Here is a 16,557-nt window from a genome sequence, read left to right as displayed (position 1 = left end):
TCTGTGTAGACAATGCTATCAGGCTTGATTTTACTTGTGATAATTGGCATTAGTGTATTTGTCTTAGTATCTTTAACAACAACAGTGTAAACTTTATCATTGCGTTTTAATAAACCAAATACAGCAGTTTTACCAGCTGCACCACGACCACGTTTGCCTTTACGAATACCGCCGAAGTAACTTTCATCAAGTTCAACTTCACCATCAAAGACAGTGTTGGCTTCAAGAGCTAAGTGGTATTCTATCACAAGGCGGATTTTGTGGTAAAAAAGGGCTGCTGAATTAGGGTGAATACCCAGTAAATCAGCTGCACTTCTAGCAGTAACTTCGAGTACAAAAAATTCAAGCAGTCTTTTTTGAACTTTTTTACTTAGTTTACAATGGGTTATCTTCATAAAACTAGTATAACATGGTTGTTATTCTAGTACAGCCCCAACGGTTTTTATAAAACCACCATCAATCAAAAACCACCGTTTTATGTCCATCTAAAATAATGCGGTCTTCTAAATGCCACAGCACCGCTCGTGCCAGCACATCTCGCTCAATATCACGCCCCAGTTCACGCAGCTGCTCCACGCTGTAATTATGGCTGACACGCTCCACGCCCTGCTCAATGATTGGCCCTTCGTCAAGCTCGCTCGTTACATAATGCGCGGTCGCCCCGATGAGTTTTACGCCCTTATCAAAGGCTTGCTTATACGGATTTGCGCCCACAAAAGCAGGCAAAAACGAATGGTGAATGTTAATCACTTTCATCTGCCAACGCTCCACAAATTCAGGGCTTAAAATCTGCATATAGCGTGCCAGCACCAGCAAATCATTGCCCTGCATGATGTCATCAATCTTGGCGTAGGCTTCGGCTTTATTGTCTTTATTCACAGGAATATGCACAAATTCAATGCCGAATTTTTCCACGTCCGCACGCAAATCTTCATGGTTAGACACCACTTTTGTAATCACGCACGGCAGCACGCCGCGACTGTATCGCCACAAAAGCTCTTGCAGCGCATGGTCTTCTTTGGACACCAAAATGCCCACACGTTTTAGCTCGCTGCTGCACGTCAAACGCCACTGCATGCCGTATTTTTGCGCCACATTGCGCTCAAACGTCTCAATGAGCTGCGCCTTTTTGGCAAGCAAATCGTCCACATGAAATTCCACACGCATGAAATATTTGCCGCCATAGGCTTCGGTGGTGTGCTGGTCAAGCGATACAATGTTTGCGCCATGATGATACAAAAACCCTGACACTGCCTGCACGATGCCTGATTGGTCTTGGCAAGTTACCAAAAGCCGTGCGTGGTTATCGTAGTTTGTGCGAATGGGCGATTTGGGAGAATTGGTTGTGGTTTTTGTGGTTTTCATGATTTTTTCTTAGTTTCTTGAGTTTTAGTAAGTTGATGAAATTGAGTTGGTCAAATTTTTAACTCTACTTTTTGGTACGAAATGCGTATCAATACTTAAATAATAAGCCGAATTAAGCCGAACTGAAAAAGTAAGCGCACTTTAAAAACACAAAAAGACTTGGTGCGCACTCAAGTCTTTTTGTTTGCGATGATTTTGTGAACTTTAAAATTGGCTGTCAATCAAACCAGCAAATCAAACCGACAAGCCGCCAGTTCGCCACACTTTTTAAAAATAAATTTTAAAACAAATCAAACGAATACACGAGCGCCCAACCAATCAGCCAAAACACCGCTTGAAAAATCAAAATAAAGCGTTTTTGGCGTGGCGTGGCATTGGGCTGTTTATTGCCTGCGTACAAGCTGATGGCTTCAGCAAGCACAGACAGCGCGCCGCACAGCACAAAGGCGTGATACGCATAGCCATTATCTTCAATCACGCACACCGCCACCGCCATCACGCCAACGAAAAACAGCAGCAGCGAAATCACATTCGCCAAACGTGGGTTTAGTTTCATGCCGTATCCTTAGCCCAAAAGCAACGCATCATCTTCCACTTTCTCACCGCGTGTTTTTTCAAACATCGCCAGCAAATCTGGCACGTCCATGCCACGTCTTTCATCGCCAGACACATCAAGCACCACTTGTCCTTGGTGTAGCATGACGGTGCGTGTGCCGTGCGTCAGCGCCTGCTGCATGGAGTGCGTTACCATCATGGTGGTCAGCTTATTTTCGGTAACGATTTTGTCGGTCAGCTCAAGCACAAAGGCGGCTGTTTTTGGATCTAGGGCGGCTGTATGCTCGTCCAAAAGTAGAATTTTTGATGGCTGAAGACTCGCCATAAGCAGGCTCACCGCTTGGCGTTGTCCGCCAGAAAGCAGACCCATGCGGTCAGTCAAGCGGTTTTCCAGCCCCAATTTTAGCACCGATAATTTTTCACGAAACAGCTCACGGTTATGGCTGTTTAATGCGCCTTTTAGTCCACGGCTGCTACCACGCTTATAAGCAAGTGCCATGTTTTCTTCAATGGTTAAGGCTTCGCAAGTGCCCGCCATCGGGTCTTGGAAAACACGCGCCACCCAGTTGCTGCGCTGGTGCGTGGCTTTTTTGGTAACGTCTGTGCCATTGATGATGATTTTACCGCTGTCCACTTTGATTGCGCCGCTGATGGCGTTCAAAAATGTGGATTTGCCTGCGCCGTTTGTGCCAATGACGGTAACAAATTCGCCATCGGCAATGTTTAGGCTGATACCACGCAAAGCAGGGTTTTCAATCGGCGTGCCTGCGTTAAAAGTCAAACGCAAATCGCTAGCTTGCATCATGAGTCATTTCCCCTTATTTTTGCAGTGATTTGCCAGACTTACGAACGCCAAGTCCAGCCAGTAATCTTGTGCGAAATTTTGGCAACATCAAGACAATCACCACCAAAAGCGCAGTTACCAAATTCAAATCCTGCGGCCCAAAACCAATGCTGCGCAGCGTCTGACTAGACAGCGCAATCTGAATGAACAGCTTATAAAGCACCGCACCAATCACCACCGACAGCGTAATCCAAAACATCTTTTTAGCACTCAATACCGTCTCGCCAATGATAACCGCCGCAAGACCGATGACAATCGTACCAATACCGATAGAAATGTCGGCACTGCCTTGCGTCTGCACAAACAGCGCACCAGACAGCGCAATCAAGCCATTACTAATCGCCATGCCCAGAATAATAATCCAAGACGTGTTAATGCCTTGCGCTTGTGCCATTTTTAGATTTGAGCCTGTGGCGCGCATAGAAAGACCCGTCTCCGTGCTAAAAAACCAATCCAGCACCAATTTTGCCACCAAAACGACCACGCCTGCCACCAGCGCACGCACCCAAAAGCCGTTGCCACCCTCAATAAAAGGTGAAAACACGGTTGGCTCGCCAAGCAATGACAAGTTTGGCGCGCCCATGATGCGCAAATTCACAGAATATAAGGCGGTCATCACCAAGATACCCGCCAACAGGTGTAAAATGCCAAGTTTGACGTTCAGCCACGCAGTAACCACGCCTGCCATCGCCCCTGCGCCCATGCCAAGCACACACGCCAACCAAGGGTTTAGCCCTGAGACAATCGCAAGTCCTGCCACCGCACCGCCAAGCGGAAAACTGCCGTCTGCCGTCAAATCTGGAAAATCCAAAATACGGAACGAAATCAGCACGCCAAGCGCCATCAGCGCATAAATCAAGCCGCTTTCAAGTGCGCCAAAAAAGGCAATCATTGACATAAAAACACCCCAAGATTTCACCGCCCACGCAGCAAAATTCACAAGTTTGTTGTATACAAATTCTTTATGCACCGCCAGTATCCACCAGCAGTTTTGAGCATGGCTCAAGCAGCATTCCTTGCCAATGTGTCGGTTTGCATGGGTTTGGCTGATGATTGGCGGTTTTGGCTAATTGCTTGCCAACATCTTACCAATTCATTACATCAATCAACACCCAAACAAATGCCGACTTCACAAAACACCAAAACACACACCACGAAATTCGGGCGTGTGCCTTGGTAAAATTTTGCTATTTTAGCATGATTTTCACTTTTTGATAAGCAAGTTTTATCACGCCCATCGCCTTGCGCTCATTTGCGCTGAAATGCACTCATATAAGCACAAGACGTTTTTCATCATTTAATAACTTTTTTGACAATTATTCAACGATGTTTGCCGCACGGTCAAGCACCGCTTGTGGAATGCTCACACCTTGCTCGGCGGCGTTTTTGGTATTGATGGTCAAATCCAGCGTTTCAGCGGTGTACACAGGGATTGCGCCTGCATTTTCACCACCTAGGATACGCGCAGTGATTTTGCCCGTTTCACGCCCCAAATCTTTGTAGTTCACGCCCAGCGCAATCGCTGCACCACGCTCAACGGTGCTTGGGTCTGATGACATCAAAGGAATTTTCGCTTCTTTTGCCACTTGTGCAAGCGCTTCGTACGCATTGATGACGTTGTTGTCGGTAGATGTGTAAATCATGTCTACTTTACCCACCAGACTTTGGGTTGCCATCGCCACATCGCTTGATTTTTGGGCAGGCGCTTCAATCAAGTTAATACCCACTTTTTGCAAATGCTCTTTTAGTGCTTTTAGCGTTTCTACCGAGTTCACTTCACCCGGACTATACACAAAACCTACGTTTTTCACGTTTGGCAGCACTTCTTGAATCAGCGCAACTTGCGGCTCAAACGGCAAAGCGTCAGACGCACCTGTGATGTTTGCACCACCACCTTCAACGCTTGAAACCAGTTTGGCTTCTACAGGATTGGTTACCGCGGTGAACACCACAGGAATGGTGCTGGTCGCTGCTGCCACGGCTTGTGCTGATGGTGTAGAAATTGCCACGATGGCATCAGGATTGTCAGACGCAAACTGCTTGGCGATTTGTCCTGCGGTGGCTTGGTTGCCTTGTGCAGATTGGAAATTCACCGTCAAATTTTCGCCTTCTTTGTAGCCTGCTTCTGCCAGACTTTCAATCACGCCTTGACGTGCTGCGTCCAATGCAGGATGCTCAACGATGGCGGTGATTGCCACGGTTTTGGTGTCTGCTTGGGCTGCGGTTGCGTCTGCCGCTTTATCCTGTGAGCAGCCGAACAACGCCGCTGCCAATACGCTGATACCGAACAATTTTGCGGTACGATTTGGATTAAACATTGCAATCTCCTATTGCTGTGAAGTGGTTTAACTTTTAGATAAAGTCAAATAACTGGGTTGATTTAAAATTTAACTGTAAAACTAACTTGCGCCATACCAACTGTCATCGCTCATAAAACGTAATTTAAAACCGATAAGCATTTGATTTTAAATGCGTTTTAGCCAATGGCACAAGTTTAAAATCATTCACTGCGTGGCGTGGTGTCCACATCAATACCACTGGCAACCAACGCGCCATCAAGCGTTGCGCCCTGCTCGGCTGCGTGCTTTGGACTGACGTACAAGGTCAGCTCGTTCATCACGATTGGCGGCACTTCGCTTGGTTTTTTGCCGTCCAAAACGTCCGCCACCAGTTTGGCAGTCGCCACACCAAAATCAAAATCATTCACGCCAAGCGCAGCCGCTGCCCCACGGCGCACCGAAAATTCATCAGACGCAATGATTGGCAAATCCAGCTCGTTCGCCACTTGCACCATCGCTTCCATCGCTGACGCCACGTTGTTATCCAGCGAAGTGTAAATCAAATCCGCCTTGCCATCAAGCGCACGCGTGGCAGCTGCGATGTCTGATGAGCGGTTGGCTGGAATGTCCACCAAAGTCATGCCGTATTTTGGCAAAATTTGCAACAGCTGCTCTTTTAGCACCACTGAATTTGCTTCGCCGGGGCTGTACACATAGCCGATACGCTTAGCATCTGGCTTGACTTTATTAAACAGCTCAATTTGCGGCTCAAGCGGCAACTGACTAGAAAGCCCTGTGATGTTTGGCTGAATGCCGACTTGGTTGTTGTCAATCAGCTTAGCCGCCACAGGGTCAGATACTGCGGTGTAAATGAGCGGAATGGTCTCGGTGGCAGCTGCCAAAGTTTGCGCAGTTGGCGTAGAAATCGCCACGATGGCATTTGGATTATCCGCCACGAATTGCTTGGCGATTTGCCCTGCGGTCGCCATATTGCCTTGAGCGGATTGGAAATTCACCGTCAAGTTTTCGCCTTGCTTATAACCCAAATCAGCAAGCCCTGCCACCACGCCACGGCGAATGTCGTCCAGCGATGGATGCTCTACGATGGCACTGATGGCAATGGTTTTGGCTTCTTTGACTGCTGCGCCATCTACCGTGTGCACTTCATCGGCTTTTGGTGCTTGGTTTGAGCAGCCCAAAAGCGTGGCGGATAATGCTGCCGATACAGCAAAAGTGGTAAATTTTAAGCAAGACATCTTTTACTCCAAAAGGGGTGTGGCGCGCGCCAACCCGACACTATTTTTACAAAATTTCCGTTGTGCTAATCCATCATTGCTCGGCTTGGCAAACCGTCTTTGTTGGTTCATCATCTTAAATTGACCACTCACCAAACCCAAGCAATGCGCCATTGTAGCACAGTTTTAATCTTTTGGTAACATTTGGTAAAGATAAAGCGTGAAAAAATACACAAACTTATAAATAAAAGTTATATAAAACCAAACCCTTTTTAAAATTGGCGGTTTTTTTAAAATTGACAGTTTTTAAAACATGACTGCTTGTTAAAATGCTCGTTTTGTTAAAAATAGCGGTTTGTTGCAAATAGCAATGTTCTTAAAAATTGATAACGACTTTTAAAATCATGATTTTGCCCAATAAAAAACGCAGCCACCAGACTGCGTTTTTGTTTTGATAAATCAGTTTTAGTAAACCAGTTTTGGCAAATTGGTTTTGGCAAATCGATTTTAGTAAAATCGTGCCGCATTTGCTTATTCTATGCTTGCCGTGCTTTGCTCTTTTATGCCAAGCGTTACGCCCTGCCCAAGCCCTTTGCCCACTTGCACGCCAAAGCGGTCAAACAGCTGCTTCATCGGATTGGTGTAGCTGTAATTCACCGTGTCCAAATCCAGCTCATTTTTTAGCTGGGTCATGCCGCCAAGTTTGTCCGCCAGCCCAAGCTCCACCGACTGCTTGCCCGTCCAAAAAAGACCGCTAAATAGCTGATTTTTCTCAGGGTCTTTGAGTTTATCGCCACGCCCTTTGGTTACTGCATCAATGAAATTTTGATGCGTAGTGTCCAGCAAACTTTGCACATGCGCGCGCTCATCGGCATTCATTGGACGTGTCATGCTAAGAATGTCTTTGTACGCGCCAGAAGTCATGGTGTTATCCTGCACGCCTGCTTTGTCAAGCAATCGCTCCACGTTATAGCTGGTCATAATCACACCGATTGACCCCACCAAACTTGACGGATTTACCCAAATTTCATCGGCACTAGACGCAATGTAATACGCACCAGACGCACCCATATCACCGATGACGGCGTAGAGTTTTTTGTCAGGGTATTCTTCTTTGAGCGCCATTGCCTGCTGCCACACTTCATTAGACTGCACAGGCGAACCACCCGGAGAATTGATGTTTAGTGCCACGGCTTTGGCATTGGTGTTTTCAAAGGCTTCGGTTAAGGCGGTATTGATGTATTCTGCGCTGGTTTCAGAATTGGCACTGATAGCACCAGTTACGTCCACCACCGCCAAATGCGGCTCACCAAGCCCTGTTGGCATGGCGTTTTTATTACCCACGCTGCTGCACTGCCCCAACGCAAGCACCACCATCACCACATAAGCAAAAGTCAAAATCTTAAAGAAAATCGACCATCTGCGAGCGCGGCGCTGCTCTTCAATGCTGGCAAGCAGTGTTTTTTCCAGCAAACGCCACTCTTGCCCAGTCGGCTGCTGAGCTTGAGCAGACTGCATGGAAATGCCAGTGCGCTGGATGTCGTCAGGTTTTTTATCAGGATTTGGTGGCCAAGCCATAACGTTGCCTTTGTTGTCAAAATTGCCCTATTGTAGCACATTTTTGGCGCAGCACCAATTTGCTGATTTTTGGCTTGGTGGGTTGCTAAATTGGCAAGCTGCTAAATTGACAAGCAATGTGATTAAAAATCAGCAAACCGCCAGACAGAACAGCCAAGCACAAACCCATCGCCTAAAACGTTAATCGGTAAGCAGCACGCCCTGCACACGGTGCTGACGATAAAGTTCGGCATAAGTTTGATTATCCTGCGCCAATTTTTCATTCATCAGCCATAAAGTTGGCTTACCGCTTGGGAAAATGCCTGCGCTGTACGAATAATCAGACGCAACGTCCGAAGGCTGGCACAGTCTTAGCCAAAGTTGCCACGCACCAGACGCTGGCGCTGGGTCAATGATGAGCTGATTGGCGGTTTTTGCATCAATGCTCATGTCAATGTGCGTGTCAATTTGTGTATCAATATGCGTATCAGATTGTGCTTCATCAGATGGCAAATTTTCCTGCATATCCACGCCATCAGCCGCCATAAAATCCGCCTGCTCACGCACGCCAAAGGTCTGAAAATTTACCATTTCTGGCGCACGAATTTCAATGGCGCAATGCCACACGTCCGCATCAGGAATCTGCCGCCAACCTGTCAGCGCACGGATTTGTAGCACGCCATTTGTCCACGTTTTGCCCGCTTCGCACGCCTGTGTACTGATGGTGGCAAGCTGCCTATCGCTGCGCCCTGCCTGCCAAAATTCACGCACCGAAAATTTGCGCACCAGACTTGCACTCAGTGCCGTCAAATCATCGCTTGCCGTCTGCACGATGATACCATCAAGCGAATCCACGCCCAGCCGCTTTATCTCATCGCTTAAATTTTGGGCGTGCGTACTTTTTGACGCATGGCTTTTCTTGCCATTATCCGCAAGCAAAAGCCACGCACTTTGCTTTATCGTCATGGGATTTTCGCCAAGTTGCACCTTTTTCAGCCAACCATCGCCAGCATGACGGCTCACCACCAGCACCGCTTGCATATTTGGCGCACTTTTAAGCACATAAATACTCGTGCCATCAGGGGAATTGGCGTGGCGATTTTGCAATAAAAATCCCAGCAGCAGCACAGGCAAAATCACAGCAGAGCGTGGCATAAATTTTGGTGCAAGCACAAGCCCAAGCACCACCACAAAAAGCGCAAAGCCCATCATGCCAAAAGGCGCATACAGCCAAGCCGCACCATCATCGCCCAGCCGAATCAGCGCAATCAACTCATGCAAAGCGTATAAAATCTTGGCGGATAAATCCCACAGCACGTCCGCAGCCGCACCAGACACACCAAACAGCACGCCGCCCAAAAGATTGATGGGTACAATCACCGCGCTAAATAGCCCCACGGCAAACAGATTAATGATGACACCCCACAAAGACACCTTGCCAAAAAGCAGCAAAGAAATCGGCAACATCGCCACAAACAGCCACACTTGCAAACGCACCAATGACAGCGTACCTTGATAAGCACGCCGCCAAATGCTCGCACGGTTTACAGGCAAATCCAGCGACATCAAAGGCGTGCTTTCCACCATCGCCACGCTTTGCCCTTCATAGCGAATCAGCAGCCACACCGCCACAAAAGACAGCCAAAATCCCGCCTGCCACAGCACATACATATCCAGCCACACCATGCCAAGCCCCACAAGCAGCAGCGTTTTTACCGCTAAAATCGGCAGCGCAAAAAGTCGCACGCACGCCACTGCCACCAGCATATACACCGTACGCACCGCAGGCACATCAAAACCAGTGAACAGCGCATACAGCACGCTTGCCACCACCATCACCGCCAAGCGAATTTGCCAACGTGGCACACTTTGATACAGCGTTGGTCGCAGTTTATCCAGCGTCTTAGTCGCACACCACGCCAAAATCAGCGCCAAAAACAAAACGTGCGTCCCAGAAATGGCAAGCAAATGCGAAATGCCAGCGAATTGATACAAATCTTTGGTGTCTTTATCAATCAGCGCACGATCGCCTGTCAAAAGACTGAGCGTTACAGCTCGTGCTTGCTGGGTTTGCTTGTCGTGCGTGTGCCAATCAGCATAAAAATGCGCACGAAATTTTTGGCGCAAGGCTTGCAAATGCGTCCATAAATTCGCACTTGGCGCAGCGGTTGGCGCACTTTGCACCGCCAAAATTTGCGCCGTGGCATGAACATGGCGTGTGCGCAGCCAGCGATAACTGTCAAAGCCCTGCTTTGCGTCCGTGCGCACCACAGGCTCAATCAAAAGCGTCAGGCGAATTTGGCTGTGTGGCGTGATGTCGGCAAGCGTAGCAAAAGCATCATTCTTTTTGCCGTGCTTTTGAGTGCGTGCATTGAGCAGCACCGTCATGCCATCAAGCGTGGCGATGGGATTGTTGGAATTTGAAGTGATATTTAGATTATTGTCAGCAGGATTGCTGTTGGTAGAATTATTATCGGCAGAATTTTCGTTGGTAAGATTGCCGTCAGTATAATTATTGCCGTCAAAATTGCTTGTAAACTCATCGGCCGTGAAAAAAGGATTGGCGGCAAGACTTGCGCCATCAGCATGGCGGTGCGCATTATGCACAAGCGCAATGTCTGTAAGCCGTGCCACTTGGCGAAATTGCCCGCCAGCCAGCGGATCGTACACACTGTCGCTGATTTCATCAATGAGCGCGGTCGCTTCCACCGTCCATGGCTGCTTTGGTGTGTGCGTCTCAAATTTGGCGTGCTGATGCAAGCCGTTAATGATAAATAACCCCACCATCACCATGCCAAGCACTAAACGCACCAAGCGCAAACCCAACCGCCATAAGCGATGAACTTGCCAAAGCCCACTTGTGGTTCTGCTTCGCTCAATAAATGCGCCAAGCACCCAAAATGCCGCCCATGCACTCAGCAAACTCACCGTCAGCCAAGCAAAAGACAGATTTTGCAAAGCGTCAAGCGCTTGAAGCGGCAAAAAGCTCGCCAGTGCCAGCACCGCAAATCCCACGGCAGCCACCACACCAGCAAACGCCCACATCACTCACCCTCCCTAGTTGTGTAAATTTTGTTGTGTGAATTTTGTTGTGTAAATTTACGGCTTATCGTCCGCCAAAAGCCGCTCGGCAATCAAGGAAAGCAATGGCAAATCGCCCGCAAAGGTAAGTTTCATATTCAGGCGACTGCCCGCCACCACTTGCACCGCTTCGCCCAAAAGCTCAAATCCGCTGGCTTCATCGGTAATCATCAAGCCCTGCTCGCTCACCGCTGCCAGCACTTTTTCTAACGCCGCCAAGCGAAACATCTGCGGCGTTTGCGCTTGCCACAGATTTTGCCGATCCACCGTGCGCACCACCTGCTCATCTTGGGCAAGTTTTAGCGTGTCCACCACAGGCGTGGCAAGCATGAGTGCATTTTGCGTACAAGTGTGCGAAGCGGTGATGATGGCTTGTAAATCCGCAGCTGGCAAGCACGGTCTGGCAGCGTCATGCACCAGCACCCAGTCGTCATCGCCTGCGCCACTGGCACGAATGTGTGCCACGCCTGAATGCACCGATTGCCAGCGTTCATCACCGCCGATGGCAAAGTCAATTTTGCCAGCAAACTCAAAATCCAAACTATGCACACGCTCATCATCTGCCGCAACCACCAAAGTCAAATCCCTAATTTCAGCATGGTTTAGCCGCTTGACGCTATGCTCAAGCACGCTGCGCCCCGCCAAATCCAAATACTGCTTTGGTACGCTCGCCCCAAAACGTGAGCCTTTACCAGCCGCCACAATCAATGCGTGGATTTTTGGCTGGGCTGTAGTTCTGTTTGCAGCGCTGTTTGTGTTTGCGCAAATATTGTTAGATAAAGCAGAATTTGGCATGGCGAATGTGTACTTTTGTAGTGGTGATAAAATCCAATGATAGGCGAAAAATCTGGCAACCAGCTTGGTAGTCAGCTTGACGATTGGCTTAAGAATTAACCTAATAATTGACTTCGCAATCACACACTAAACATAAAACAAAAGCCATCTTTTTGCAAGCAAATTTGCAAGCCTTTCATCAGCAAATCGCCAAATCCACATAAAACAGGCACAAAAAAGACCAGCCTAAGCCAGTCTTTTTATCGTAAATCAAATCAAGGCGCAGTGAGCGGCTCGTCAATGACTTCCACCGTCTCTTCTGCGTCTGTGGCAACAGGCGTACGACTGTAAGTTACAGGCGCATTGGACAGCTGCACAAAAGTCTCACCAGATTTAATCAATCCCAAATCCAGCCGTGCGTGTTCTTCAATGGCAGAAAGCCCTGATTTTAGGTCTTGCACATCGGCACGCAACAGATTGTTGGTGTAGATTTGCTCTGCGTTGATGCGCTCTTGTTCCTTGATGGCTTGGCTGAGCGTCTGCAAGCTGGCATGACCATTCTCGCCACGCCAGTATTGATTTTGCAGCAACAAAAGCACCACCACGCCAAACGCAATCAGACACAAATAGCTGACTGCGCTAAGCGATGTGTTGCCAAATTCCATCACGGGACGTTTTTTCACAGCCGTCTTTTCCACTCAGTCAGCCGCGCAAGCCAATAAACTCTTCACGGCCACGGAAGCTCGCCGTTACTTGCTGCTCAATGCGCAGTAATTGGTTGTACTTCGCCACACGGTCTGAGCGGCACAGTGAGCCAGTCTTGATTTGACCTGCCGCTGTACCCACCGCCAAATCTGCGATGGTGCTGTCTTCGGTTTCGCCAGAACGATGGCTGATGACGGTCGCATAGCCGTTTTTCTTGGCAAGGTAGATAGCGTCTAGCGTCTCGGTCAGTGTGCCAATTTGGTTGAACTTAATCAAAATGGCGTTGGCGATTTGCTTATCAATGCCTTCTTGTAGGATTTTTGGGTTAGTTACGAACAAATCATCGCCCACCAGCTGAACTTTTTTGCCCAACTGCTGCGTCAAATACGCCCAACCCTCCCAGTCGCTTTCGTCAAGACCGTCTTCAATAGAGATGATTGGGTATTGATTCACAAGCGAAGTCAAATAGTCGCTAAAACCTTGAGAATCAAAGGCTTTGTTGCCTTCGCCTGCTAGGATATATTGACCATTTTTATAAAATTCTGATGACGCACAGTCAAGCGCTAGGAAAATGTCCTTGCCTGCGGTATAGCCTGCTTTTTCAATCGCTTGCATGATGACGGTGATGGCTTCTTCGTTTGAGCGCAAGTTTGGCGCAAAGCCGCCTTCATCACCCACCGCCGTGTTTAAGCCTTGCGCTTTTAGCACAGATTTTAGGCTGTGGAAAATTTCTGTACCTGCACGCAGCGCTTCAGAAAAGCTGTTAAAACCCACAGGCTCAATCATAAATTCTTGAATGTCTACGGTGTTATCAGCGTGCGCACCGCCATTTAGAATATTCATCATTGGCACAGGCATGGTCAAAGACGTTTGTCCACGCAGGTTGGCGATGTATTGGTGCAATGGCAGATTTTGGGCAAGTGCCGCTGCTTTTGCCGCCGCCAAAGACACTGCAAGCATGGCGTTTGCGCCCATGTTGCCTTTATTTTCTGTGCCGTCAAGCGCAATCAAAGTTTGGTCAATGTTCGCTTGATCGGTTACGTTTTTGTCAAGCAAGGCACTGCGGATTTGGCTGTTGGCATTTGCCACCGCTTTTTTTACACCCTTGCCCAGATAACGCGCTGGATCGCCATCTCGCAGCTCCAAAGCTTCGCGCGAACCAGTAGAAGCACCAGATGGCGCAGCCGCACGACCCACGATGCCGTTTGCCAAGATGACATCGGCTTCGATGGTTGGGTTGCCACGAGAATCCAAAATCTCGCGTGCGATTACGTCTTTAATTTCAATAGCACTGTGAGTTTCTTCAGCGTACATGATGTTACTTCCTATATAATGAACGAATGATGATACAATCTATCAAATGATGTATGAAAATAAACCGCTTAACCAAGCGTAAACTGAACAAGTCTTACTTAAAAACCTTGCTCAAAACCCTTTAAGCCAAGCGGATTGCGCATTGATGGCACGAACCGTTAGTCATAAAGTGCAACGAGCGTCCAATTAACGAGTGTCCAAAGTCGCAAAGCCTTTCACCAGCTCATCAAGCTGTTTGATTTGGCTTAAGAACGGCTCAAGCTGATCAAGACGCAGCGCACAAGGCCCATCGCACTTGGCTTTGTCTGGATTTGGGTGCGCTTCTAGGAACAGACCTGCAAGTCCTGTTGCCATGCCTGCACGCGCCAAGGTGGCAATCTGCGCACGGCGACCGCCTGCACTGTCAGACAATGCGCCCGGCTCTTGTAAGGCGTGCGTTACGTCAAAAAATACTGGCACGTTCAAGGCTTTCATGGTGTCAAAGCCCAGCATATCCACGACCAAATTATTATAACCAAAACTTGAGCCGCGCTCGCACAAAATCACCTGATCGTTGCCTGCTTCTAGGCATTTATTGATGATGTGGCGCATTTCGTGCGGTGCTAGAAATTGGGCTTTTTTAACGTTAATCACTGCGCCAGTTTTTGCCATCGCACTGACCAAATCCGTCTGACGGCTCAAAAACGCAGGCAGCTGAATGATGTCCGCCACTTTCGCCACAGGCGCTGCTTGATAAGGCTCATGCACGTCTGTGATGATTGGCACACCAAAATGTTCTTTGATGTCGTTGAGCCACGTCAAGCCCGTTTCTAGGCTTGGGCCACGAAATGAATGCAAACTTGAGCGGTTCGCCTTATCAAAACTCGCTTTAAACACATAGCCGATGTTCAAGCGATTACAAATATCAATGTACGCTTCGGCAATCTCAAAAGCCAGCTCACGGCTTTCTAGCACGTTCATACCGCCAAACAGCACGAACGGCTTATCGTTGCCAATTTCAATGCCTGCCACGTTGATGTGCGAGCGGGCGACCAATGGCTGTGTCATGATGTTATCCTTACTCAAAATGCTTTAAAAGCGCAATCAGAAGATTTTCTTAAAATGCTTAATGTCGTATTAAGAAAATCAAAACCATAACTTAAAAAACAAAGCACACCAAAGCAGCCCTTGATGTGCTTATTCAATCAGCCTTTTACGTCCATTGCAGCCTTGATAAAGCTGTTAAACAATGGGTGTCCGCCGCGTGGCGAGCTGGTAAATTCAGGGTGATATTGCACCGCCACAAACCAAGGGTGCGACTCAAGCTCCACCGACTCCACCAAATGCTGTCTGGCAGAATATCCTGAGATTTTCATGCCTGCCGCTTCTAGTGCGTCAATGTAGCGATTATTCATCTCATAACGATGGCGATGACGCTCGGTGATGGTGTTTGAGCCGTAAATCTTAGCAAGTTTACTGCCAGCCACCAGCTCAGCCGCCTGCGCACCTAGGCGCATGGTGCCACCAAGATCGCTGTCATCACTGCGGATTTGCAGCTCGCCTTTTTCATCAAACCATTCGGTAATCAAGCCAATGATGGGATCGGCGGCTTTGCGGTCAAATTCGGTAGAGTTGGCGGCAAGTCCCAAAACATTGCGGGCAAATTCAATCACCGCCAGCTGCATACCTAGGCAAATGCCCAGATACGGCTTGTTATTTTCGCGTGCATAGCGAATTGCCATCATCTTGCCAGCTGTGCCACGCTCACCAAAACCACCCGGCACAAGCACTGCATCACACGCTTTTAGCTCGTCCATCAGCTCGCTTTGGGTTTCTAGTTTTTCAGCGTCAATGTAGTGAATTTTCACTTTGGTTTTGTTGGCGATACCAGCGTGCAACAAGGCTTCGTTCACTGATTTATAAGCGTCTGGCAGCTCAACGTACTTGCCCACCATCGCCACGACAATCTCGCCTTTGGCTTCAAACAAGCCTTCTAGCACCTTATCCCAATCTGACAAATCCGCTTCTGGCGCAGTAATACCAAAGCGCTCGCAAATCAAATCATCAAGGTCTTGTTCGTGGAAACGGCGTGGAATCTGATAAATACTCTTGGCGTCTTCGCACAAAATCACCGCACGCGCTTCTACGTTAGTAAATAGTGCGATTTTTTGGCGGTTGTCTTCAGAAATTGGCTGCTCGCTGCGGCAAATCAGCACGTCTGGCTGCAAGCCGATAGAGCGCAGCTCTTTGACAGAATGTTGAGTTGGCTTGGTTTTTGATTCGCCAGCCGAAGCAATATAAGGCACCAGCGTCAAGTGCATCAGCATCGCACGATTGCGCCCAAGCTCCACTTGCATTTGGCGCACCGCCTCCATAAACGGCAAGCTCTCAATGTCGCCCACCGTACCACCAATCTCAATGATGGCGATGTCATAGCCTTCGCCTGACGCGCGGATTTTGTGCTTGATTTCGTCTGTGATGTGTGGAATGACTTGCACCGTACCACCAAGGTAATCACCACGGCGTTCTTTGGCAAGCACGGTTTGATAAATGCGCCCAGACGTGAAGTTGTTGGCGCGGGTCATCTTAGAATGGCGCAAGAAACGCTCATAATAACCCAAGTCAAGGTCAGTTTCTGCGCCGTCTTCGGTTACGAAAACTTCGCCATGCTGAAACGGACTCATCGTACCCGGATCAACGTTGATGTAAGGATCCATTTTGGTCATGGTAACTTTTAGACCACGAGCCTCCAAAACGGCAGCGAGCGATGCGGCGGCGATGCCTTTGCCTAGCGAAGACACTACGCCACCAGTTACAAAGATAAATTTAGTCATGGTAATTCATCATCTACTGGTAAAACCGAATTTTA

At 48.4% G+C, this 16,557-nt stretch carries 14 protein-coding genes; all 14 read right to left on the bottom strand.

The window, feature by feature from the left end; genetic code table 11:
- Positions 1 to 395, bottom strand: a 395-nt coding sequence (locus B0181_RS00975) for an IS1595 family transposase (protein WP_143821559.1), incomplete at its 3' end; no start/stop codon positions are given.
- A 61-nt stretch (positions 396 to 456) separates the two neighbouring features.
- A complete protein-coding gene (gene purU / locus B0181_RS00970) occupies positions 457 to 1,365 on the bottom strand; it encodes a formyltetrahydrofolate deformylase (RefSeq protein WP_078275633.1) in 909 nt (302 codons plus the stop codon).
- A gap of 280 nt (positions 1,366 to 1,645) precedes the next feature.
- On the bottom strand, positions 1,646 to 1,921 hold the full coding sequence (locus tag B0181_RS00965) for a hypothetical protein (protein WP_078275632.1): 276 nt from the start codon (positions 1,919 to 1,921) through the stop codon (positions 1,646 to 1,648).
- Between the two features lie 9 nt (positions 1,922 to 1,930).
- Positions 1,931 to 2,725, bottom strand: coding sequence for an ABC transporter ATP-binding protein (locus B0181_RS00960; protein ID WP_078275631.1), 795 nt, complete (start codon positions 2,723 to 2,725; stop codon positions 1,931 to 1,933).
- 13 nt (positions 2,726 to 2,738) lie between these two features.
- Positions 2,739 to 3,662, bottom strand: a complete 924-nt coding sequence (locus B0181_RS00955; protein WP_078275634.1) for an ABC transporter permease — start codon at positions 3,660 to 3,662, stop codon at positions 2,739 to 2,741.
- Positions 3,663 to 4,080: 418 nt separating this feature from the next.
- Positions 4,081 to 5,082: an ABC transporter substrate-binding protein gene (locus B0181_RS00950; RefSeq protein ID WP_078275630.1), complete on the bottom strand. Its 1,002-nt coding sequence runs from the start codon at positions 5,080 to 5,082 to the stop codon at positions 4,081 to 4,083.
- A 182-nt stretch (positions 5,083 to 5,264) separates the two neighbouring features.
- Complete coding sequence (locus B0181_RS00945; RefSeq protein ID WP_078275629.1) at positions 5,265 to 6,299, bottom strand: ABC transporter substrate-binding protein; 1,035 nt, start codon at positions 6,297 to 6,299, stop codon at positions 5,265 to 5,267.
- 510 nt (positions 6,300 to 6,809) lie between these two features.
- Positions 6,810 to 7,856 carry a signal peptide peptidase SppA gene (gene sppA / locus B0181_RS00935; protein WP_078275627.1) on the bottom strand — a complete coding sequence of 349 codons (1,047 nt, stop codon included), beginning with the start codon at positions 7,854 to 7,856 and terminating at the stop codon, positions 6,810 to 6,812.
- Positions 7,857 to 8,036: 180 nt separating this feature from the next.
- A complete protein-coding gene (locus B0181_RS00925; RefSeq protein WP_078275625.1) occupies positions 8,037 to 10,880 on the bottom strand; it encodes a ComEC/Rec2 family competence protein in 2,844 nt (947 codons plus the stop codon).
- 54 nt (positions 10,881 to 10,934) lie between these two features.
- Complete coding sequence (gene ispD / locus B0181_RS00920; protein ID WP_249024904.1) at positions 10,935 to 11,834, bottom strand: 2-C-methyl-D-erythritol 4-phosphate cytidylyltransferase; 900 nt, start codon at positions 11,832 to 11,834, stop codon at positions 10,935 to 10,937.
- A 131-nt stretch (positions 11,835 to 11,965) separates the two neighbouring features.
- Positions 11,966 to 12,373 carry an FtsB family cell division protein gene (locus B0181_RS00915; protein WP_242620138.1) on the bottom strand — a complete coding sequence of 136 codons (408 nt, stop codon included), beginning with the start codon at positions 12,371 to 12,373 and terminating at the stop codon, positions 11,966 to 11,968.
- A gap of 19 nt (positions 12,374 to 12,392) precedes the next feature.
- The gene (eno, locus tag B0181_RS00910; RefSeq protein ID WP_078275622.1) at positions 12,393 to 13,709 is read right to left on the bottom strand and encodes a phosphopyruvate hydratase; all 1,317 of its coding nucleotides are present in this window, start codon (positions 13,707 to 13,709) and stop codon (positions 12,393 to 12,395) included.
- A 186-nt stretch (positions 13,710 to 13,895) separates the two neighbouring features.
- Positions 13,896 to 14,756: a 3-deoxy-8-phosphooctulonate synthase gene (gene kdsA / locus B0181_RS00905; protein ID WP_078275621.1), complete on the bottom strand. Its 861-nt coding sequence runs from the start codon at positions 14,754 to 14,756 to the stop codon at positions 13,896 to 13,898.
- 137 nt (positions 14,757 to 14,893) lie between these two features.
- Positions 14,894 to 16,522 carry a CTP synthase gene (gene pyrG, locus B0181_RS00900; protein ID WP_078275620.1) on the bottom strand — a complete coding sequence of 543 codons (1,629 nt, stop codon included), beginning with the start codon at positions 16,520 to 16,522 and terminating at the stop codon, positions 14,894 to 14,896.
- Positions 16,523 to 16,557: the final 35 nt, after the last annotated feature.

Origin of the sequence: Moraxella caviae (genome assembly GCF_002014985.1) — a bacterium.
In the GTDB taxonomy this organism is placed as follows: Bacteria; Pseudomonadota; Gammaproteobacteria; order Pseudomonadales; family Moraxellaceae; genus Moraxella; species Moraxella caviae.
Note: the sequence above shows the minus strand (reverse complement) of the source record. Positions and strands in the feature narration are given on the sequence as shown.